The 19,650-nt window shown below is 64.0% G+C and carries 18 protein-coding genes; 11 read left to right on the top strand and 7 right to left on the bottom strand.

From position 1 onward, the window contains the following. The first annotated feature begins 65 nt into the window (after window positions 1-65). The 4 genes from FPB55_RS03880 to FPB55_RS03895 all read left to right on the top strand — a co-directional run bounded on the left by FPB55_RS03880 (window position 66) and on the right by FPB55_RS03895 (window position 3,910). Window positions 66-1,673: a tetratricopeptide repeat-containing response regulator gene (locus FPB55_RS03880; RefSeq protein WP_054890458.1), complete on the top strand. Its 1,608-nt coding sequence runs from the start codon at window positions 66-68 to the stop codon at window positions 1,671-1,673. Next, the gene (locus FPB55_RS03885) at window positions 1,670-2,362 is read left to right on the top strand and encodes a HAMP domain-containing sensor histidine kinase (protein ID WP_009682688.1); all 693 of its coding nucleotides are present in this window, start codon (window positions 1,670-1,672) and stop codon (window positions 2,360-2,362) included. Before FPB55_RS03880 ends, FPB55_RS03885 begins: the two co-directional genes overlap by 4 nt. Before the next feature lie 72 nt (window positions 2,363-2,434). Then, window positions 2,435-3,079, top strand: a complete 645-nt coding sequence (locus FPB55_RS03890; RefSeq protein WP_029887745.1) for an MBL fold metallo-hydrolase — start codon at window positions 2,435-2,437, stop codon at window positions 3,077-3,079. Between the two features lie 108 nt (window positions 3,080-3,187). Continuing rightward, window positions 3,188-3,910: an OmpA family protein gene (locus tag FPB55_RS03895; RefSeq protein ID WP_029887746.1), complete on the top strand. Its 723-nt coding sequence runs from the start codon at window positions 3,188-3,190 to the stop codon at window positions 3,908-3,910. 35 nt (window positions 3,911-3,945) lie between these two features. Here FPB55_RS03895 and pta read toward each other — a convergent pair whose 3' ends face one another. Continuing rightward, complete coding sequence (pta, locus tag FPB55_RS03900) at window positions 3,946-6,033, bottom strand: phosphate acetyltransferase (protein WP_029887747.1); 2,088 nt, start codon at window positions 6,031-6,033, stop codon at window positions 3,946-3,948. 31 nt (window positions 6,034-6,064) lie between these two features. Further along, window positions 6,065-6,367: a DUF3565 domain-containing protein gene (locus FPB55_RS03905; RefSeq protein WP_054890460.1), complete on the bottom strand. Its 303-nt coding sequence runs from the start codon at window positions 6,365-6,367 to the stop codon at window positions 6,065-6,067. Here FPB55_RS03905 and FPB55_RS03910 point away from each other — a divergent pair. Then, window positions 6,366-6,851 carry a peptidylprolyl isomerase gene (locus FPB55_RS03910; protein ID WP_029887748.1) on the top strand — a complete coding sequence of 162 codons (486 nt, stop codon included), beginning with the start codon at window positions 6,366-6,368 and terminating at the stop codon, window positions 6,849-6,851. The two genes, FPB55_RS03905 and FPB55_RS03910, sit on opposite strands and share 2 nt — an antisense overlap. Before the next feature lie 144 nt (window positions 6,852-6,995). Then, window positions 6,996-7,478: a glutathione peroxidase gene (locus FPB55_RS03915; protein WP_009682696.1), complete on the top strand. Its 483-nt coding sequence runs from the start codon at window positions 6,996-6,998 to the stop codon at window positions 7,476-7,478. Window positions 7,479-7,599: 121 nt separating this feature from the next. Here the strand turns inward: FPB55_RS03915 and FPB55_RS03920 are convergent, their stop codons facing one another. Then, window positions 7,600-8,790: a glycosyltransferase family 1 protein gene (locus FPB55_RS03920; RefSeq protein ID WP_054890457.1), complete on the bottom strand. Its 1,191-nt coding sequence runs from the start codon at window positions 8,788-8,790 to the stop codon at window positions 7,600-7,602. 176 nt (window positions 8,791-8,966) lie between these two features. Between FPB55_RS03920 and FPB55_RS03925 the strand changes: the two genes are divergently transcribed. Beyond that, a complete protein-coding gene (locus FPB55_RS03925; protein ID WP_115293391.1) occupies window positions 8,967-10,283 on the top strand; it encodes a PAS domain-containing methyl-accepting chemotaxis protein in 1,317 nt (438 codons plus the stop codon). 166 nt (window positions 10,284-10,449) lie between these two features. On the opposite strand, the gene cysZ is transcribed toward FPB55_RS03925, so the two are convergent. Continuing rightward, window positions 10,450-11,178 (bottom strand): sulfate transporter CysZ, encoded by a 729-nt coding sequence (gene cysZ, locus FPB55_RS03930; protein WP_054890456.1) that lies wholly within the window; start codon window positions 11,176-11,178, stop codon window positions 10,450-10,452. A gap of 322 nt (window positions 11,179-11,500) precedes the next feature. On the opposite strand from cysZ, the gene trxB reads away from it, so the two are divergent. Then, window positions 11,501-12,463 carry a thioredoxin-disulfide reductase gene (gene trxB, locus FPB55_RS03935; protein WP_003247318.1) on the top strand — a complete coding sequence of 321 codons (963 nt, stop codon included), beginning with the start codon at window positions 11,501-11,503 and terminating at the stop codon, window positions 12,461-12,463. A gap of 376 nt (window positions 12,464-12,839) precedes the next feature. Here trxB and nadC read toward each other — a convergent pair whose 3' ends face one another. Continuing rightward, window positions 12,840-13,688, bottom strand: a complete 849-nt coding sequence (gene nadC, locus FPB55_RS03940) for a carboxylating nicotinate-nucleotide diphosphorylase (RefSeq protein ID WP_009682701.1) — start codon at window positions 13,686-13,688, stop codon at window positions 12,840-12,842. A 221-nt stretch (window positions 13,689-13,909) separates the two neighbouring features. On the opposite strand from nadC, the gene FPB55_RS03945 reads away from it, so the two are divergent. The 3 genes from FPB55_RS03945 to ampE all read left to right on the top strand — a co-directional run bounded on the left by FPB55_RS03945 (window position 13,910) and on the right by ampE (window position 17,512). Beyond that, the gene (locus FPB55_RS03945; protein ID WP_144187566.1) at window positions 13,910-16,039 is read left to right on the top strand and encodes a DUF1631 domain-containing protein; all 2,130 of its coding nucleotides are present in this window, start codon (window positions 13,910-13,912) and stop codon (window positions 16,037-16,039) included. A gap of 73 nt (window positions 16,040-16,112) precedes the next feature. Continuing rightward, window positions 16,113-16,685 (top strand): 1,6-anhydro-N-acetylmuramyl-L-alanine amidase AmpD, encoded by a 573-nt coding sequence (ampD, locus tag FPB55_RS03950; RefSeq protein WP_144187568.1) that lies wholly within the window; start codon window positions 16,113-16,115, stop codon window positions 16,683-16,685. Further along, on the top strand, window positions 16,682-17,512 hold the full coding sequence (gene ampE / locus FPB55_RS03955) for a regulatory signaling modulator protein AmpE (protein ID WP_054890468.1): 831 nt from the start codon (window positions 16,682-16,684) through the stop codon (window positions 17,510-17,512). The genes ampD and ampE overlap by 4 nt, the downstream gene beginning before the upstream one ends. A 21-nt stretch (window positions 17,513-17,533) precedes the next feature. Here the strand turns inward: ampE and FPB55_RS03960 are convergent, their stop codons facing one another. Both FPB55_RS03960 and cra read right to left on the bottom strand, forming a co-directional pair. Next, the gene (locus FPB55_RS03960) at window positions 17,534-18,310 is read right to left on the bottom strand and encodes a TatD family hydrolase (protein WP_054890467.1); all 777 of its coding nucleotides are present in this window, start codon (window positions 18,308-18,310) and stop codon (window positions 17,534-17,536) included. 2 nt (window positions 18,311-18,312) lie between these two features. Beyond that, window positions 18,313-19,308: a catabolite repressor/activator gene (gene cra, locus FPB55_RS03965; RefSeq protein WP_029886926.1), complete on the bottom strand. Its 996-nt coding sequence runs from the start codon at window positions 19,306-19,308 to the stop codon at window positions 18,313-18,315. Window positions 19,309-19,650: the final 342 nt, after the last annotated feature.

Genomic DNA, 19,650 nt, shown 5'->3' on the forward strand with positions numbered 1-19,650 from the left:
CCGATACAGCGATCGGTGGCATCGCCTCGCGCGATTTTTCAATCATTCCAGGGCAGGTCGTGTTGATGCTGCAGTACGGGCAAAAGAGCTTTCTGATCGTCGACGATTTCACCGACTTTCGCACGTCGACCCGGTCCATGTTGCGCGAGTTGGGTGTGCGCGACGTCGACACTGCCGACAGCGGCGAGCAGGCGCTGCGCATGTGCGCGCAGAAGCGCTATGACTTCATCCTGCAGGACTTCCACCTGGGCGATGGCAAGAAGAATGGCCAGCAGGTACTCGAAGACCTGATCATCGACAAGCACATCAGCCATGAGTGCGTGTTCATCATGGTCACCGCCGAGAGCAGCCAGGCCATCGTTCTCAGTGCCATCGAGCACGAGCCCGACGCCTACCTGACCAAGCCGTTCAACCGGGTGGGGCTGGCCCAGCGGGTCGAGAAGCTGTTCCAGCGCAAAACCCTGCTCAAGCCGATATTGCAGGCGCTGGACCGCAACCGCCCGGGCGAGGTGCTGGCGGCATGCGCCGAGCTGTGCAAAAGGGACCCGCGCCTGGCACCCCTGTGCCTGCGCTACCGGGCCGATGCCTTGCGCAACCTAAACCGCTTCGATGAGCTGGAGAAATTCCTCAAGGCCATTCTCGCCAGCCGCCCGCAACCGTGGGTGTACACGGCGCTGGGGGCCTTGATGCACAAACGTGGCCAGAATGCCCAGGCCCAGGGCGTATACGAACAGGCGCTCAAAGCCTTCCCGATCATGCCAGCCTTGTACGATGGCATGGCCGAAGTGCTGGTGGCCCAGGGCGAAAGCAAGCGTGCGCAGAGCCTGCTGGAAGAGGCAGTGCGCCTGTCGCCATTGTCGGTGCGGCGGCAGTCGACCCTGGGCAAGCTGGCGCTGGAAAACGAAGACTTCGAAAGCGCTTCCAAGGCCTTCCGCCATGCGGTGAACCAAGGGCAGAGTTCGCGCTACAAAGACCCGGAAAACAACCTGGGCCTGGTGCAGGCGCTGATGAGCAAGAATGCAGGCTTTGGCCTGGACGCCCGTACCCGCGTCGAGATCAACACCACGCTCAGCGAAGTGGCCAAGGAAAACCCCGAAGACCAAGGCTTGCAGGTGCGTGCGCGGATGATGAAGGCCGCCAGCCTGCAGCAGGCCGGTGACCCGGAAACGGCTGCCAAGCTGACCGATCAGGCCATTCTGCGCCTGGACAAGATGAACCAGTTCTTCTCGGTCGATTCGGCCCTCACCGTCGCCGCGCAGTTGCAGGCGATGGGCCAGGAAGCCGCCGCCATCGGCGTACTGAAAAGCTGTGTGGAAAGTTATGGCGATGACCCCAAGGTCATGGAAAGAGTGGGCAAGTTGACGGACGACCCGAGTGTGCTCAACGCCATTACCGAAGCGGTCACCCTCAATCGCCAGGGTGTGCGCAGTTACCAGGGAGGGCAGCTCGGCGAGGCGTTGCAACTGTTCCGCAAGGCGCTGGGTCTACAGCCCAGGAACATCAGCATCGCCCTGAACACCGCCCAGGCGCTGCTGCGCATTGGTGGTGAAACCCCCCAGCCCGCGATCATGCAGGAATGCCGCGACGCCTTGACCAGCGTGGCCGGTATCCCTGCCAGCGACAATCGCTATGACCGTTACCGCAAACTGCACATCCGAGTGTTCGGCGCATGAATCAAGACAATCAGGGGCTGGATTTTTCCACGGTGATCGCCTCCACCGTGCACGACCTCAAAAGCTCCCTGGCGGCGTTGATCCAGTGCCACGGCCAGTGGGTGGAGCGCCTGCCCGAGGAACTGCGCGGCGGGGCCGAGCAAGGGATCATGGAGCACGAGTTTCGTCACCTCAACGGCATGCTGGTGCAGCTGCTGGGGTTGTACAAGCTTGGTGTGAACCAACTGCCGGTGTGCCCGGACTACCACGAACTGGACGACTTCATCGAGGCCCAGCTGGCGGCGCATGAGGAAGTGCTCAAGCACAACGATATTCTCGCCACCTGGCGCATCGACACGGATAACCCGCTGGGTTTCTTCGACCGCGAGCTGGTGGCCTCGGTGATCGCCAACGTCATCACCAATGCCACCCGCTTTGCCGGGCATGCCTTGTTGATCAGCATCGAGGAGGCTGACAACCAGTTGGCCATTTGCGTGAACGATGACGGCCCCGGTTATCCACAGCGCATGCTTGACCGCCAGGAGGAATATACCCAGGGCATCGACTCGACCAGCGGCAGCACCGGCCTGGGGCTGTACTTTGCTGCACGCATTGCGGCGCTGCATGAAAGTGGCGGGGTGCGTGGGCGCATCGAGATCTCCAATGGCGGTGCACTGGGCGGTGGCTTGTTCAAGTTGTTTCTGCCGTAGGGATTGGGGTGCACCTGCCGGCTTTTCCTGGCAGGCTTTGCGCAGAACCCCAGCTTTACCTGCGAGAACACCATGACCCAAGCCCTGCCTGCGCTCATCCGCGAAACCTTCCCTGTCGGGCCTTTGCAGTGCAACTGCACGCTCATCGGCGACCCGTTGAGCAAAAAGGCCATCGTCGTCGACCCGGGCGGTGATCCAGACAAGATCCTGGCCCGCCTGCAGGCCCATGGCCTGACGCTGGTGAGCATCATCCACACCCACGCCCACTTCGATCATTTTCTTGCCTCGGGCAAGCTCAAAGCGCTGACCGGCGCCACGCTGCATCTGCACAAGGCCGACCAGGCGCTGTGGGACAACCTGGAGATGCAGTGCCAGATGTTCGGCGTGCCCTACACCCCGGTGCCGTCGCCTGATCGCTGGCTGGCCGATGACGAAGAACTGGCGTGCGGCTGCGGCGTGGCCTTGCATACACCCGGGCACACGCCCGGCTCGATGAGCTTCTGGTTCGCCGACGCCAAGCTGTTGATCGCAGGTGACACCTTGTTCCGTCGGGGCATAGGCCGCACCGATTTGTGGGGTGGCGACCAGCGGGCTATCGTGCGCTCGATCAAAGAGCGGCTGTACCGGCTGGACGAGGAGGCCACCGTGGTCACCGGCCATGGGCCTGATACCCGGCTGGGTGACGAGATGCGCGAAAACCCGTTCGTGCGTGCCTGATGGCACATGAAGGCGCTTTCATGGAATTTTTCGTTGCCGGTGCGTTCCAAGGCTGGCATAGATGCATTTGCGATCTGTCGCATTCATGAATTGAGTAGGAGCTTGTCCATGTTCACCATGCGTCGTCTGATTATCGTCGCAACTGCCGCTGCCCTGATGACCGGCTGTGCCAGTCAGAACCCTTACGACAACCAGGGGCAGGCGCAGGGCTCTACTGGGATGAGCAAGACTGCCAAGTACGGTGGCCTGGGTGCGCTGGCCGGTGCGATCGCCGGTGCCGCCATCGACCACAACAACCGTGGCAAGGGCGCCCTGATCGGCGCTGCCGCCGTGGGCGCTGCCGCCGCCGGTTATGGCTACTACGCCGACAAGCAGGAAGCCGAGCTGCGCGCACAAATGGCCAACACCGGTGTGGAAGTGCAGCGCCAGGGTGACCAGATCAAGCTGATCATGCCGGGCAACATCACCTTCGCCACCGATTCGGCCAACATCGCGCCAAGCTTCTACCAGCCGCTGAACAACCTCGCCAGCTCGTTCAAGCAGTTCAACCAGAACACCATCGAAGTGGTCGGTTTCACCGACAGCACCGGCAGCCGCCAGCACAACATGGACCTGTCCCAGCGCCGGGCGCAGGCCGTCAGCACCTACCTGACTTCGCAGGGTGTGGACAGCTCGCGCCTGTCGGTACGTGGCATGGGCCCGGACCAGCCGATCGCCAGCAACGCCGATGCCAATGGCCGTGCGCAGAACCGCCGTGTCGAAGTGAACCTGAAGCCGATTCCAGGCCAGCAGTATGACCAGCAGCAGGGCCAGGTGCAGCAGTATCCCTGAATAGGCATTGGGGCCGCGTTGCGGCCCCGTTTGTTTCAGCGCCCTACGCTGGCCTGAATCGCCGTGAGGGCAATGGTATGGACGATATCGTCCACCTGCGCCCCGCGTGGCAGATCGTTCACCGGCTTGCGCAGGCCCTGCAGCATTGGCCCCAGGCTGACCCCGTCGGCACTGCGCTGCACCGCCTTGTGCGTGGTATTGCCGGTGTTCAGGTCGGGGAATACGAAGACCGTGGCGCGCCCGGCCACCTGGCTGGTGGGCGCCAAGTCCCGGGCAATTGCCGGGTTGGCTGCAGCGTCGTATTGCAGCGGCCCATCGATCAGCAAGCCTTGCGTGGCGGCCTGCGCCAGGCGGGTCGCCTCGCGCACTTTCCCCACTTCCTCATCGCTGGCCGAATCGCTTGAATAACTGATCATCGCCACCCGTGGCGCGATGCCGAAGGCTTGCGCCGATTCGGCACTTTGCCGGGCGATCTCCGCCAGTTCGGCGGCGCTTGGGTGAGGGTTCATCACGCAGTCGCCGTACACCAGTACCTGCTCGGGGAACAGCATGAAGAACACCGACGATACCAGGCTCGCCCCCGGCGCGGTCTTGATCAACTGCAGGGCAGGGCGGATGGTGTTGGCGGTGGAATGCACCAGCCCCGACACCAGGCCGTCCACCTCATCCAGGGCCAGCATCATGGTGCCGATCACCACCGGGTCTTCCAGTTGCTGCTCGGCCATCGGCGCGTTGAGGTTCTTGCTTTTGCGCAGCTCCACCATCGGCTCCACATAGCGCCCGCGAATCAGCTCCGGGTCCAGTATTTCCAGGCCTGGTGGCAGGGTGATGCCCTGCGCGCGGGCGACGGCGTCGACATCTTCGGGCTTGGCCAGCAGCACGCAGCGGGCGATGCCACGGGCCTGGCAGATGGCCGCTGCCTGCACCAGCAGCGGCTCTGCACCTTCTGGCAGAACGATGCGCTTGTTTGCCTGCTGCGCGCGCTGGATCAATTGGTAGCGGAACACCGCCGGCGACAGGCGCAGCTCGCGCGGGGTGCCGCAACGTTGGTGCAGCCAGGCTGCGTCGAGGTGGCTGGCGACAAAGTCGGTGATGAACTCGGCGCGTTCGCGGTCGTCCACCGGGATTTCCCGGTTAAGCGAATTGAGCTGGTTGGCGGTGTCGTAGGAACCGGTGCTGACCGACAGGATCGGCAGGCCCGCCTGCAGCGCGCCGCGGCACAGCCCGAGGATGCGAGCGTCCGGTTTGCTGTCACTGGTCAACAACAGGCCGGCCAGCGGTACGCCATTGATCGCAGCCAGGCTGACGGCCAGGATGATGTCGTCGCGGTCGCCCGGTGTGACGACCAAGGTGCCGGAGGTGAGCAGTGGCACGGTATTGGCCACGGTGCGCGCGCAGATGATGATCTTGCTCATGCGCCGTTGTTCGTAATCGCCGGCATTGAGCACCTGGGCGCCAAGCAACTCGGCCACGTCGCGGGTGCGCGGTGCGTTCAGCTCGGGCTGATAGGGGATGCAGCCCAGCAGGCGAAAGTCATTGCCGCGCAGCAGCGGCGAGTGTTCGCGCAGGCGGGTGGCGAAGTCGGCCATGCTTTCGTCGGTGCGGACCTTGTTGAGGATCACCCCCAGTACTTTCGGGTCGCGAGGGCCGCCGAACAGTTGCGCCTGCAGTTCGACCCGGCCGGACAGCTCGCTGAGCACTTCGTTTTCCGGCGCCGAGACCAGGATCACCTCGGCATCCAGGCTCTTGGCCAGGTGCAGGTTGACCCGCGCGGCATAGCTGGCGTGGCGCGTGGGCACCATGCCTTCGACCACGACCACGTCATTGCCGATGCAGGCTTGCTGGTAAAGCCGGATGATTTCTTCCAGCAGTTCGTCCAGCTGCCCATCACCGAGCATGCGCTCGACCTGGGCCAGGCTCATCGGCACGGGGGGCTTGATGCCGTGGGTACGGGCGACCAGTTCGCTGGAGCGTTCGGGGCCGGTGTCGCCCGGGTGGGGCTGGGCGATGGGCTTGAAGAAACCCACCTTCAGCCCGGCCCGTTCCAGGGTACGCACCAGGCCCAGGCTGATCGACGTCAGGCCGACACCAAAGTCGGTCGGCGCAATGAAAAATGTCTGCATGCGTGCTTCTCGAAATAAGCGGTGCAAGAAATTAACGGCCAAGGGTAGCGCTATCGGCCCCTTGTGCGCACCAGCCACATGCGAACGGCTGGCCGATACGCTGCAGGCGCTGGGCCGGGTCGAGCACCCACGGGCGTGCCTGCCACGGCGGTTGGTGGCGCAGGTGCTGGGTGTGGCCGCACGACAGCTCGGCTACCCAATGGCCTTCTCCGTCCTGGTGAAAGCCGATGATCCGACTGATGGACCGTTGCTGCACGCCAGTGCGTTCGCAATCGGGCGATGGCTTGGTTACACTGGTGCGCTCTACATTCTTTTGCAAAAGGTCTTGCCCCATGCTGATCGCCGCCAACAAGGCTGTCTCCATCGACTATACCCTGACCAACGACGCCGGGGAGACCATCGACAGCTCCGCCGGTGGCGCGCCGCTGGTTTACCTGCACGGTGCCGGCAACATCATTCCAGGCCTGGAAAAAGCCCTGGAAGGCAAGCAAGCCGGTGACGAACTGGAAGTTGCCATCGAACCGGAAGACGCCTACGGCGAATACCTGGCCGAGCTGGTCAGCACCCTGAACCGCAGTCTGTTCGAAGGCGTCGACCAGCTGGAAGTGGGTATGCAGTTCCACGCTTCGGCGCCGGATGGCCAGATGCAGATCGTGACCATCCGCGACGTGGACGGCGACGACATCACCGTTGACGGCAACCACCCGCTGGCTGGCCAGCGTCTGAACTTCAAGGTCAAGGTCGTCAACGTGCGTGACGCCAGCGACGAAGAAATCGCTCACCGTCACATCCACGGTGAAGGTGGCCATCACCACTGATTTTCTGCGCTAAGCTCAGAAAGTCGCCAGGCGCTCGGGCAAGCCGATCTGCCTTCCTACGGGAGGTGGGCGGTTTGAACGGGCGCCTTTTTAGTGGGCGCGATTTGCCTGCGCGGCAACCCGGAAGCTGAGAGGGGGTTCATCATGAGTGCATTTCACGAGCTGAAACTGGAGGCGCTGAACGGCGGGGAGCTGCCCCTCGCACCGTTCAAGGGCCAAGTGGTGCTGGTGGTCAACGTCGCTTCCAAGTGTGGTCTCACGCCGCAATACAAGGCCCTGGAAAACCTCTATCAGGTTTACAAGGACAAGGGCTTCAATGTGCTTGGCCTGCCGTGCAACCAGTTTGCCGGGCAAGAGCCGGGCAGTGAAAAGGAAATCCAGGACTTCTGCAGCTTGAACTACGGGGTGAGCTTCCCGCTGGCGGGCAAGCTGGAGGTCAACGGGGCGCAGCGCCATTCGCTGTATCGCCTGCTGGCGGGTGAGGGCGCCGAGTTCCCCGGCGACATTACCTGGAACTTCGAAAAGTTTCTGGTGGGCAAGGACGGCCGAGTGCTGGCGCGTTTTTCTCCCCGCACGGCGCCAGATGACCCGGCGGTGGTGCAGGCCATCGAGAAAGCGTTGGCCTGACGCGGTCGTCTTTAGGAGCGGCCTTGTGTCGCGATCGGGCCGCATGGCGGCCTCCGGATATAGGCATTGTTGCAACTATCGAGGGTCTGCTCTGCAGCCCGATCGCGACACGAGGCCGCTCCTACACAGATCGCGTAGCACCCAGCCTCGAAGCAGGTGAAGTCGCAGCCTGGTTCCGGGCTGCGTGCAAATACCCCTCGAACTGCTCGACAATCGCCTGCCAGCCCTGGCGGCTGGCATGCTGCCGCGCATTCAGGCGCACGCGACGCAGCGTTTCCTCTTCCTCCAGCAGCCAGCAGGCGGCATCGATGAATGCGGGCTGGTCGCCCGGCATGGCCAACGCACCGTTGTGGCCATGGCGGATATGTTGCGCAGCTGCCGCCTGGTCACAGGCAACCACCGCCAACCCCGAAGCCATGGCCTCGAGCACTACGTTGCCGAAGGTTTCGCTTGTGCTGGGGAACAGGAACAGGTCGCCACTGGCGTAGTGTTGTGCCAACACTTCGCCGCGCTGGGCGCCGCAGAAGAGCGCCTCGGGGAGCTGCTGCTGGAGGGCGGCGCGCTGTGGGCCGTCACCCACCAGAACAAGGCGCAGGCGTTTCTGTGGATAGGTTTGCTGCAAGGCCTGCAGGCAAGGCTGTAGCAGGCGAAGGTTCTTTTCTGCCGCCAAGCGCCCGACGTACAGCACGGCGATGTCGTCTGCACCCAGCCCCCAGCTTTCGCGCAAAGCCTGGCTGCGCCGGGCCGGGTTGAACAGGCAGGCGTCGACCCCGCGGGCCAGCAACCCCAGGTGCTGGAAGCCGCGGCGCTCAAGCTCAAGGCGCTGGCTTGCGCTGGGCACCAAGGTGACCGCCGTGCGCCGGTGGAACCAGCGCAGGTAGAGGGTGAGCAAGCGGCTCAGTAAACCCAGGCCGTAGTGGCCGGAGTACTGCGGGAATTTGGCGTTGAAGCCACTGACCACCGCCAGCCCCAGGCGCCGGGCAGCGCGCAGCGCGCTCAGCCCGAGCGGCCCCTCGGTGGCGATGTAGAGCACGTCCGGGCGCTGCCGGCGCCAGCGGCGTAGCAGCGTGTGCATCGACACCTCGCCCCATTGCAAGCCTGGGTAACCCGGCAGGCCCCAACCGCGGCACAGCACCAGCTGTGGATTGTGCTGTGCGTGGTTATCGCCGGCCTGGCGTGGGCGTACCAGCTCAACCTGATGGCCGCGCTGGCGCAACCCTTCGCTCAAGCGCCCAAGGGTGTTGGCCACGCCGTTGATTTCGGGTGGGAAGGTTTCGCTGACGAGGGCGATGCGTAGCGCAGGTGTGTTCATGGCAAAAGTTTCTGCCTGCACGATTGCGTCAATGTGACGGTCACGTGGCGCGCAGGTGACAGCTGACCATCGGCTTGTGCAGCGTGCAGATTATTTCCTGGTGCGCCGCTCAAGGGGCCGTGCCGTCGGCCGATGAAGATGCATTCGACCACCTGTTGCGCTCCAGGAGAGCGGTGATGTTCAACAACAAGCTCAAGCAAGAAAACCGGCAACTGCGCGAAGACCTGATGTGTATCGAACAGGTCAAGAGCAGCCTCGACAGCGAGATGCTGGTGCTGCAACTCGACCCCCAGGGACGGATCGAGATGGTCAATGGCAACTTCGAGAGCGAGATGCTCTACCGGGCCGACCAACTGCTTGGACGCAACATCGAGGACATCGTCCCCGCCCATGTGCGATCGCTGGACTTCTACCAGCGGATGAAAGCCGCCATCACTCGTGGCGAGCACCTGAACGGCGCGTTTCGCCTGTTGCGCGGCAATGGCCAGGAAGCCTGGCTGCGCTCTATCCTGCAGCCGGTCAAGAACAGCGAGGGGCGCATTCGCTACTTCACCCTGCATTCCAGCGACCTGACCCGCACCATCGAGGCTTCGCGCGAACATGAGAGCCTGATCAAGGCGCTGATGCGCTCCACGGCGGTCATCGAGTTCGACCTCGACGGTAACGTCCTTACCGCCAACGAGCGCTTCCTGGCCACGGTCGGCTACCGCCTGGAGCAGATTCGCGGCAAGCACCATCGTCTGTTCTGCACGCCGGAAGAGGCCAACTCAACCGCTTACCAGGCGTTCTGGGACAGGCTGCGTCGTGGCGAGTACGTGGCTGACCGCTTCAAGCGCATCGATGCCCACGGCCGGGTGGTCTGGTTGGAGGCCTCCTACAACCCGATCTTCGATGCCCACGACGTGCTGTACAAGGTGGTCAAATTCGCCACCGTGATCACCGACCAGGTCAACCAGGAACAGGCGGTGGCCGAAGCGGCGGATGTCGCCTACACCACCTCGCTGGGCACCGATGCCAGCGCGCGCAAGGCTACCGAGGTGGTCACCCAGAGTGTCAGCGTGATGCGCGGCCTGGAAGCTTCGATGCAAGAGGCGGCCGAGGGTATCCAGGCGCTGGACACGCAGTCGCGGGTGATCGGCTCGATCATCAAGACCATCAGCGATATTGCCGGGCAGACCAACCTGTTGGCGCTCAACGCGGCCATCGAGGCCGCCCGTGCGGGCGAGCAGGGGCGCGGGTTTGCCGTGGTTGCCGACGAAGTCCGGCAATTGGCCTCGCGTACCAGCAGCGCCACCGAGGAAATCGCGCGGGTGGTGCAGCAGAACGAGCAGTTGGCGCAAGCGGCGGTGACGATCATCGACACCAGCAAGCGCCAAGCCGAACAGGGGCTGGCGCTAGCCGATCAGACGGGCAACGTGATTGTCGAGATCCAGGACGGGGCGAAGCGGGTGGTGGATGTGGTGGGGCAGTTTTCCAGCCGATTGGGGCAGTAAAACCCAAACCAGACGCGCTCTGCTTTTTGTAGGAGCGGCCTTGTGTCGCGATAGGGCCGCAAAGCGGCCCCAGCAATTTATGCATCAACGTTGAGATCCTGGGGCCGCGTTGCGGCCCTATCGCGACACAAGGCCGCTCCTACAGAGATCGCGTAACGCCCAGGGATCAGTCCCGCTCCCGCACCCAGAACAATGTAGCCCCGGCGACCGCCGCCGGCATCATCAGCACGTTCACCCCCGGGATCAGCAACGCCAGGTACGTCACCCCGCCAAAGCCCAGGCTCTGCCAGCGCTTCTGGCGCAGCCAGGCCAGCATGTCCTGCCAGCTCATCTTGTTGTTGTCGGCCGGGTAGTCGATGTACTGGATGGCCATCATCCATACGCCGAAGATCAGCCACAGCGGCGCGGCTACCACGTTGACCACCGGAACCAGTGAGAGGATGAACAGGCCGATGGCCCGTGGCAGGAAGTAGCCCAGCTTGCGCATTTCGCGACTGAGCGTGCGCGGTACCATTGCCACCAGTTCGCCCCAGCTGAACGCCGGGAAGTTGTCTTCGCCACGTACAACCACTTCAACCTTTTCGGCGAGAAAACCGTTGAACGGCGCGGCGATGACGTTGGCGACCAGCGTGAAGGTGAAGAACACCATCAACACCACCAAGGCGACGAACAGCGGCCAGAGGATGTAGGTAAGGAAGCTCAGCCAGCTCGGCAAGCTTGGCATCAGGGCATCCACCCAGAGGCTGAACTGATGGCCGGCGAAGTAGATCAGGCCACCGAACAGCAGCAGATTGACCGCCAGCGGCAGCAGCACGAACAAGCGCAGGTTGGGGCTGAGCACCAGTTTCAGGCCTTCGCGCAGGTATTGGGGGCCAGAGAGGACAGGGGCTTGCATCGAGGTACTCCGCAGAGAAGGGAAACGCGCTGACCTTACCGAGTTTGGCGTGCCGACGAAAGGCAGCGTGGGGTCGGGAAACCGGCTGTAACAAAAGCATCGACAGTATGACCACCGATGAAATCGCAGCATAGACGATGCCTATGAGGTGGATTGTCGAAGGATATTTCCTTAATCTTTGCGACCTCGCTACAGTGCGTTCACCTTTCCGCTTTCCGGGCCTGCGCGTTGTAGCCTTCCCCAAGTGGTGCGTGGGTCCTTTTAAATTTTCCAGCTGGCGCCGCCGGTGTATCGAAACCGGCCCGCTCGACAGGAGTTCGACATGTCTGAAGTACGTCATTCGCGCGTCATCATTCTGGGTTCCGGCCCTGCCGGTTACAGCGCTGCGGTGTATGCCGCCCGTGCCAACCTCAAGCCGCTGCTGATCACCGGCATGCAGGCCGGTGGCCAGCTGACCACCACTACCGAAGTCGACAACTGGCCGGGCGACCCGCACGGTCTGACTGGCCCGGCCCTGATGCAGCGTATGCAGGAGCATGCCGAGCGCTTTGAAACCGAGATCGTGTTCGACCACATCAATGCTGTCGACCTGGCCAACAAGCCATTCACCCTGCAGGGTGACAGCGGCAAGTACACCTGCGACGCACTGATCATCGCCACTGGCGCCAGCGCCCGCTACCTGGGCCTGCCGTCGGAAGAAACCTTCATGGGCAAGGGCGTTTCGGCCTGCGCTACCTGCGACGGTTTCTTCTACCGCAACAAGCCGGTCGCTGTGGTGGGCGGTGGCAACACTGCCGTGGAAGAGGCCTTGTACCTGGCCAACATCGCCAGCAAGGTGACCCTGGTGCACCGCCGCGAAACCTTCCGCGCCGAGAAGATCCTGGTCGACAAGCTCAACGCCCGCGTGGCCGAAGGCAAGATCGAGCTCAAGCTCAACGCCACCCTGGACGAAGTACTGGGTGACAACATGGGCGTGACCGGTGCGCGCCTGAAGAACAACGACGGCAGCAGCGATGAAATCAAGGTCGATGGCGTGTTCATCGCCATTGGCCATACCCCGAACACGTCGCTGTTCGAAGGCCAGCTGACCCTCAAGGACGGCTACCTGGTGGTCAACGGCGGCCGTGAAGGCAATGCTACCGCCACCAACGTCGAAGGCGTATTCGCGGCCGGTGACGTGGCCGACCACGTGTACCGCCAGGCGATTACCTCGGCCGGTGCTGGCTGCATGGCAGCGCTGGACGTCGAGCGCTATCTGGACGGGTTGGCCAACGCCTCGTTCTGATTTGCCAAGTGCACGGGGGCCTCGCGCCCCCAACTGGAAACCGGCTCGCCGCAGCATCTTCAGCGCCTGTGAGTTTGAGCGCCGCCCGCGCGGCGCATCGCGAGCTGCGCTCGCTCCTACGTTTGTTTCGGGCCAGTAATCCCTGTGCCAGGCGCGCGCGGCCGCCTTGTTCGTACGGCGCCATATTGAGGCATGCGCCAAGGCGTTCGCGCGCAGATCCCACAGGCATAATTGGCCTGAAAAAAACGTAGGAGCGAGCGCAGCTCGCGATGCGCCGCGCGGGCGGCGCTCGATCTCCCAGGCGCTGCATATCTTGTGGCAAACACCTGTCAGCCCTGATGCGATCCCTGTGGGAGCTGGCTTGCCTGCGATCAGCTCACAGGCTCAGCCGCATCGACAGATCGACCGCCTTCACATCCTTGGTCATCGCCCCGATCGAGATGTAGTCCACGCCCGTTTCGGCAATCACCCGCAGGGTGCTCTCGTTGACCCCGCCGCTGGCCTCCAGCTTGGCCTTGCCGGCCGTGATGCGCACAGCCTCACGCATTTCTTCCAGGCTCAGTTCGTCGAGCATGATGATGTCAGCCCCCGCCGCCAGCGCCTCGCGCAGTTCGCCAAGGCTCTCCACTTCTATTTCCACCGGTTTGCCCGGGGCAATGCGGTGCGCAGCCGCCACGGCCTGAGCCACGCCACCGCTGGCGGCGATGTGGTTCTCCTTGATCAGGAAAGCGTCGTACAGGCCGATGCGGTGGTTGTCGCAGCCGCCACAGGTCACCGCGTACTTTTGCGCCAGGCGCAGGCCAGGCAGCGTTTTGCGGGTGTCCAGCAGGCGCACCTGGGTGCCTTCTACCAGGCTGGCAAGAAAGCGCGCACGGGTGGCGACACCCGACAGCAGTTGCAGGAAGTTCAGGGCACTGCGCTCACCGCTGAGCAGCGAACGGGCTGGGCCTTCGAGGTGAAACAGGGGCTGGTTGGCGCTGGCACGGTCACCGTCAGTGACTTGCCAGTGCACCGCCACCCGCGGGTCGAGCTGGCGGAATACCGCATCGACCCAGGCAGTGCCGGCGATCACACAGTCCTCGCGGGTGATGATGGTCGCCTTGGCCAGGCGCTCGGCCGGGATCAACTGTGCGGTGATATCGCCACTGCCGATGTCCTCCAACAGCGCACGGCGCACGTTGGCTTCGATTTCAGCGGTCAGGTCGGCAAGGCGTAGGTTCGGCATGGTCGGCTCCACAAGCAAGATGCCCGCGATTATAGGGCAGGGGGCTGGTGTGTACAGCCGCCTTGGCGCCGACCTTTGGTCGGCGCGTGGGGGGCGCCTGCCTGGGGTGAATCCGTGCTGGCAGCGCTGAGGGTTTTTGCCGATAATGGCGACCAGTATTTGGCGTCATAGCTTTGACGATACCTGCTGCGGCGGGCAACCCACCCTGCAAGGAGTCCAGGATGCATGAAGAAGGCAAGGTGGTGCCCCTGGCGGCCGCCATCGACCGGGGCCGGCGTGCGCCTCTGCCTTGCCATCCGGTGTTGCTGCTGCAAGTACGCGACAAGGCCGCCCTGCAGTTGCGCCTGGGCTTGCAGGCGCTGTTCGACAACGCTGACGACACCCTGTTCGAGATGGCTGACAAAGCCTTCGAGCACGCCGACCAGAACTTGTATTTCGAGGCCATGCGCGACCTGCGCCTGAAGCGCAAAAGCATTGAGCGTGGCTTTCTCGACATCTTCCATACGACTTTCGCCCGCATCGGCCAGGCGGACCTGTTGCTGCACCTGGCCCAGCCGGGGAACACGTGCGGCAAAGCGCAGGCCGAGCGGGTCGCTGCTGTCGAAGGCATGGTGGGGCGCGTGCTGGCACGTCATCGCCCGGCCTTGCAACAGCTCGGGCTGCGCTTGCAGGTGCTGCTCGACCGCCCAGTGTACGAGGGTGACAACCCGCTAGGGCCCGCCGCATTATGTGGTTACTTCCTCGATGCCGGGCGTAACCTGGGGGTTTGCCTGCGGGTGAAGCTGGTGTTGCTCACGCTGTTCGAGCGCTATGTGCTCAGTGATGCCGATGTGATCTACGGCGAGGCCAACCAGCTGCTGGCTGCCGCCGGCGTGCTGCCCGAACTGCAACCGGTACCGCGCCGGCCTGCCGAGGAGCGGCGCCTGGGCGCGCGACGTTGCCCGCCCATGCCAGGCCAGGATGTGGGCGCGGACGCAGCCGGGCAGGCGTTTTTTGCCTCGTTGCAAACCCTGCTGGCGCCGGTGCGGGGGCAATTTGCCCCACGTTTGCAGGGGGTGGCTGCCGCCCAGCCGATCAGCACCACCGACCTGCTGCGGTTACTGACCCATTTGCAGCATTATGTGCCCGCCACGCACGAGGCAGATGACTTCGAGCTTGGCCAGCAGCTTGAGCAATTGCTGCTGCGGGTCAGCGTGCGCAGTGGCATACGCAGGCGTATCGCGGTCGCCGACGAAGACATGATCAACCTCGTGAACCTGCTGTTCGCGTTCATTCAGCAGGACGACAACCTGCCGGCCAGCCTGCGGGCGCTGATCATCCGGCTGCACATTCCGCTGCTGAAGGTGGCGCTGCTGGACAAGGGGTTGTTCTGCGGGGCTGGCCACCCCGCACGGCGGCTGCTCAACGAAATCGCAGCGGCGGCCATCGGCTGGGAGAGTGGCCGCGAAGATGTGCGCGACAGTCTGCACGTGCGGGTGGCGCTGATCGTGCAGCGCGTGCTCGGTGATTTTGACGAAGATACCCGCGTGTTCGACCACTTGCTGCAAGATTTTCTCGCGTTCAGCCAAGAGGAGCGGCGGCGCAGCGATTTGCTCGAGCAACGTACCCGCGACGCCGAAGAGGGCCGCGCACGCACCTTGCAGGCCAGGCACCAGGTGCAGCTATTGCTCAACCAGCGCCTGCGCGGCCAGGTGTTGCCCCAGGTGGTGGTGCAGATGCTGGTACAGGCCTGGAGCCGGGTCCTGCTGCTGGCCTGGCTGAAGCACGGCGAGGGTTCCGGGGCCTGGTGCGATGCCGTGCAGACCATGGACACCCTGCTGCTCAGCGTTACCCCGGGCCGTGAGCCGCAAACCTTGTTGCAGCAGGTGCCAGGCCTGCTCAAGGCGTTGCGCGACGGCTTGGCCAGCGTGGCGCAGGACTCGCTCACGACCCGCGCATTCTTCCAGCAGCTTGAGCGGTTGCACCTGTGCGCCTGCGGGGGAGGCCAGTGGCAACCCTTGGACCAGCTGCGGGTGACGCAAGCGATTGTCCTGGCAAGTGCCGAAGAACCAGGCTGCCCGCCGCCAGGGGGCGACAGCGGGCACGCTGCGGCAGTGCGCCAGGCGCAGCGCCTGCGCGTCGGAACCTGGGTCCAGGTGCTGGATGAAGACCCACCGCTGCGCTGCAAGCTGGTAGCACGTGTCGAGAACAGCGACAGGCTGGTGTTCAGCAACCGCACCGGCCTGAAAGTGCGAGAGTGGAGCAGCGCCAGCCTGGCCAGGGCACTGCAGCGCGGCGAAGTGCGGGTGCTGGGTGACGGGCTGTTGTTCGAGCGTGCACTGGAGGCCGTACTTGACGGCCTGCACCCGTGATCATTCACCTGCACAGGGCGTGAGCCGCAAGGCATACTGTTGTCCTGTTCAAGGCGTTTTCAGGATCTGCCCCATGCAATTGGACCGTGCCACTGGCTGGTTCCACGGAAACGGAATCACCCATTGCCCTTCGCCCAACTTCAATGCTCGGCCGGAGGGCGAAGCGATTTCCCTGCTGGTGATTCACAACATCAGCCTGCCGCCGGCGTGTTTTGGTACCGGCAAGGTTCAGCAATTTTTCCAGAACAGCCTCGACCCCCAGGAACACCCGTACTTTGCCAGCATCAGCCACCTGACCGTGTCCGCCCACCTGTTCGTCGAGCGTGATGGCGCGGTGACCCAGTTCGTGTCGCTGTGCGACCGCGCCTGGCACGCAGGTGTTTCGTGTTTCGACGGGCGCGAAGGCTGCAATGACTTCTCCATCGGTATCGAGCTGGAAGGCACTGACGACCTGCCCTATACCGATGCCCAGTACACCGTGCTGGAACAGCTTACGCGGCACATCTGCGGTGCCTGGCCGGCCATCGACCTGGGCCGTATCCAGGGCCATAGCGACATTGCCCCGCAGCGCAAGACCGACCCCGGCCCGGCATTCGACTGGCCGCGCTACCGTGAAGCGCTGCAGCACAACGAGGACAAGGCATGAGTTTTCTGGTGTTGGTGCTGGCGCTGTGGGTCGAGAAGTTCTCGGCCCTGCGCCATCAGGTGCAACGTGACGGTTTTTTCCTTGGTGAGCTGGTGCGCCTGGAGCGCAGCGGCAAGGTCCACCCGTGGTGGACGCTGACGCTTCTGGTGCTGGCGCCGGTCGCCCTGCTGGTGCTGCTGTTGCACGTACTGGAGCCCGTGGCCTATGGCCTGCTGGCGCTGCCGGTGCATCTGCTGGTGTTGGTCTACAGCCTAGGCCGCGGTGACGCCAAGGCCTCGCTCGGCCCGTTCCGTGACGCCTGGCGCCGGGGCGATGACCAGGCCGCCTTGCACGTGGCAGAGCGCGACCTTGGCCTGGCGGCCGATGAGCCGCACACGTTGTTGGTGCGGGTGCAGGGCAACTTGCTGTGGCAGGTGTACCAGGGCTTCTTCGCCGTGATCTTCTGGTATTTCGTGCTGGGGCCGGGGGCAGCGTTGGCGTATCGGTTACTGGCGCTGTGCGCTGGGCACAGCGGGCAAGCGGTGCTGAAGGCGCGCGCCGAGCAGTTGCGGCACATCATGGACTGGCTGCCGGTGCGCGTGCTGGCGTTGAGCTTTGCCTTGGTGGGTAATTTCCTGGCGGTGACGCGGGTGATGCTGCACGAGGTGCTCAACTGGCACATCAGCGCCGCACACCTGGTGGCGCGGGTCGGGCGCGTTGCCGACGACATTCCCGACGATGAAGACAGCCAGCGTGGGTTGGGGCGCCTGGACAGCCTGTGGGAGCTGCTGCTGCGCTGCGGGGTGTTGTGGTACGCCGCGTTCGCGCTGTGGACGGTGCTGGCCTGAAATCAGGCGGGGGCAGCGCGGCTACCAGCCGAACAGCTCATACGCGTTGCGGGTACTCGCTGCAGCCAGCTCGCCGGCCTCGACACCCATCACTTGCGCCAGCGCACCGGCTATCTCGGGCAAATGCTCCGGGCTGTTCCTCACCCCTGGGAACATGGCCGGGGCCATGTCTGGCGCATCGGTCTCCAGCACCACGCTGTCCAGCGGCAGGCGCGCCAGGGTCTTGCGCAGCCGCAATGCCTGCGGCCAGGTCGCTGCACCGCCCAGCCCCAGCCGAAAGCCCAGCTTGATGTACTCGCGGGCCTCTTCATAACTGCCGGCAAAGGCATGCACCACCCCCGCCCGTGCCGGTTTGTAGCGTTTGAGCGTGGCAATTACCTGGGCATGGCTGCGGCGCACGTGCAACAGCGCCGGCAGCTGGAAATCACACGCCATCTGCAGTTGTGCTTCGAACAACGCCTGTTGGCGGGCCTTGTCCAGGTGTTCGAGGTAATAGTCCAGGCCAAATTCGCCCACTGCACACAGCCGTGGGTCACCGCGCAGGCGCTCCAGCCACTCGCGCAATTGCTGCAGGTGCTCGGGCCGATGCTGTTCCAGGTAGACCGGGTGCAGGCCCAGCGCGGCGTACAGGCCTGGTTCGGCGCCGGCCAGCGCCCACACCCGCTGGAAGTTCGCCTGGTAAACCCCGAGCACGACCATTCGCTCCACCCCGCGCGCCGCTGCGTTGGCCAGCAGGCGCGCGCGGTCGGCGTCGAAGTCGGGGAAGTCCAAGTGGGTGTGGGTGTCGATCAGGCGCATGTTCAGCCTGCGGCGATACGTTGTTTGAACGTACGGCCTATGGCATGCACGCCAGGTTCGTAGCGCTTTTCCTCGATGGCGGCCAGCGCCAGTTCCAGCGCAGTGGCGGCGATCAGGCCGTGCTGCTGGGCCATGGCATTGACCGGCAGTGGCAGGAAGTCCAGCAACTGGTTGTCGCCAAACGTGCCCAACTGCAGCTGCCGGGAGCCGGCGGGGCGCGCCTGCAGTGTGTCGAATACCCCTTGCAGCAGCACATACGAGGTGGTCACCAGGGCATCGGGCAGGCCCCCCAGGTCGTCGATCAGTTGCTGCATCAGGCGCTGGCCGCATGCCCGGCTGAAGGCTTCGCCCTGGTAGCGGCGCACGTCACCGGCATAGCCTTGCAGCGCTTCATCGAAACCACCTGCACGGGCCTGGCTGACCGACAGCTCCGGGCGGGCGCCGAGCAAGGCAATGCTGCGTGGCGCGGCGCGCAGCAGGCTGGCGGCCAACTGGCGGCTGGCGTCGCGGTCGTCGCTGATCACCGAACAGAAATGCGCAGGGTTCAGGCGGCGGTCGATGGCGATCACCGGCAGGCCTTTGTTCTGCAGTTCGCGGTAGCTGTCATCTTCGGCTGGCAGGCAACTGGCAACGAACAGCGCATCGCAACGACGGGCGCGGAACAGTTGCTGCAACTGGCGTTCGCTTTCGGGTTGGTCATCGCTGCTGGCGATCAGCAACTGGTACCCGCGGGCGCGGGCGCCCTGTTCCAGTTGCTTGGCAATGCGCGCGTAGCTGGGGTTCTCCAGATCCGGGAGAATGAACCCCAGGGTACGGGTATGCCGGCTGCGCAGGCCAGCAGCCTGTGGGTTGGGGGTGAAGCCGTGGGCCTCGACCACCGCGCGCACCCTGTCGACCGTGCTGCTGCTGATGCGTTGCTGTTCAGCCTTGCCATTGATGACGTAGCTGGCGGTGGTCACGGACACACCGGCCAGACGGGCGATATCGCTGAGTTTCACCGAATTTTCCTTGTTGTTACCGGGGCTGGCGGGCAGGCCGGGCCGGCTAGTTTGACCGCCTACCGGCCATCCGCGCAGACGACTATTGTCGCAATTGTCCGACAAGATGGGGCTTTTTCCTTGGCAGATTATCGAGTAACGTGGCCGCCTGGTCAGATTAAACGTTTCAGCTGCCGATTTTCTGCCTCGGCCGAGAAAGCTGCAAGCGTTAGGCTGGCAGCCCCAAGCTGCAAATTTCAACTTGCAAGCTATAAGAAAAAGCGTGTCGGTGCACTGCCCGCTTTCGCTTGCAACGCGCAGCTCGAGGCCTGCAGCCCGCCGCTGGCCGTTACGTGAATTTCA

It is taken from the genome of Pseudomonas sp. BJP69 (assembly GCF_007633355.1).
Classification (GTDB): domain Bacteria; phylum Pseudomonadota; class Gammaproteobacteria; order Pseudomonadales; family Pseudomonadaceae; genus Aquipseudomonas; species Aquipseudomonas juntendi.

What these genes read in the sequence shown, in the direction of transcription:
- trxB (WP_003247318.1), top strand. Translation starts at nt 11,501, where the DNA reads ATGTCTGAAGTACGTCATTCGCGCGTCATCATTCTGGGTTCCGGCCCT.
- FPB55_RS03960 (WP_054890467.1), bottom strand. Translation starts at nt 18,310, where the DNA reads ATGCGCCTGATCGACACCCACACCCACTTGGACTTCCCCGACTTCGAC.
- FPB55_RS03890 (WP_029887745.1), top strand. Translation starts at nt 2,435, where the DNA reads ATGACCCAAGCCCTGCCTGCGCTCATCCGCGAAACCTTCCCTGTCGGG.
- FPB55_RS03920 (WP_054890457.1), bottom strand. Translation starts at nt 8,790, where the DNA reads ATGAACACACCTGCGCTACGCATCGCCCTCGTCAGCGAAACCTTCCCA.
- FPB55_RS03910 (WP_029887748.1), top strand. Translation starts at nt 6,366, where the DNA reads ATGCTGATCGCCGCCAACAAGGCTGTCTCCATCGACTATACCCTGACC.
- pta (WP_029887747.1), bottom strand. Translation starts at nt 6,033, where the DNA reads ATGCAGACATTTTTCATTGCGCCGACCGACTTTGGTGTCGGCCTGACG.
- FPB55_RS03925 (WP_115293391.1), top strand. Translation starts at nt 8,967, where the DNA reads ATGTTCAACAACAAGCTCAAGCAAGAAAACCGGCAACTGCGCGAAGAC.
- FPB55_RS03895 (WP_029887746.1), top strand. Translation starts at nt 3,188, where the DNA reads ATGTTCACCATGCGTCGTCTGATTATCGTCGCAACTGCCGCTGCCCTG.
- cysZ (WP_054890456.1), bottom strand. Translation starts at nt 11,178, where the DNA reads ATGCAAGCCCCTGTCCTCTCTGGCCCCCAATACCTGCGCGAAGGCCTG.
- FPB55_RS03915 (WP_009682696.1), top strand. Translation starts at nt 6,996, where the DNA reads ATGAGTGCATTTCACGAGCTGAAACTGGAGGCGCTGAACGGCGGGGAG.
- FPB55_RS03885 (WP_009682688.1), top strand. Translation starts at nt 1,670, where the DNA reads ATGAATCAAGACAATCAGGGGCTGGATTTTTCCACGGTGATCGCCTCC.
- ampD (WP_144187568.1), top strand. Translation starts at nt 16,113, where the DNA reads ATGCAATTGGACCGTGCCACTGGCTGGTTCCACGGAAACGGAATCACC.
- FPB55_RS03945 (WP_144187566.1), top strand. Translation starts at nt 13,910, where the DNA reads ATGCATGAAGAAGGCAAGGTGGTGCCCCTGGCGGCCGCCATCGACCGG.
- nadC (WP_009682701.1), bottom strand. Translation starts at nt 13,688, where the DNA reads ATGCCGAACCTACGCCTTGCCGACCTGACCGCTGAAATCGAAGCCAAC.
- FPB55_RS03905 (WP_054890460.1), bottom strand. Translation starts at nt 6,367, where the DNA reads ATGGGGCAAGACCTTTTGCAAAAGAATGTAGAGCGCACCAGTGTAACC.
- ampE (WP_054890468.1), top strand. Translation starts at nt 16,682, where the DNA reads ATGAGTTTTCTGGTGTTGGTGCTGGCGCTGTGGGTCGAGAAGTTCTCG.
- FPB55_RS03880 (WP_054890458.1), top strand. Translation starts at nt 66, where the DNA reads ATGCTGCAGTACGGGCAAAAGAGCTTTCTGATCGTCGACGATTTCACC.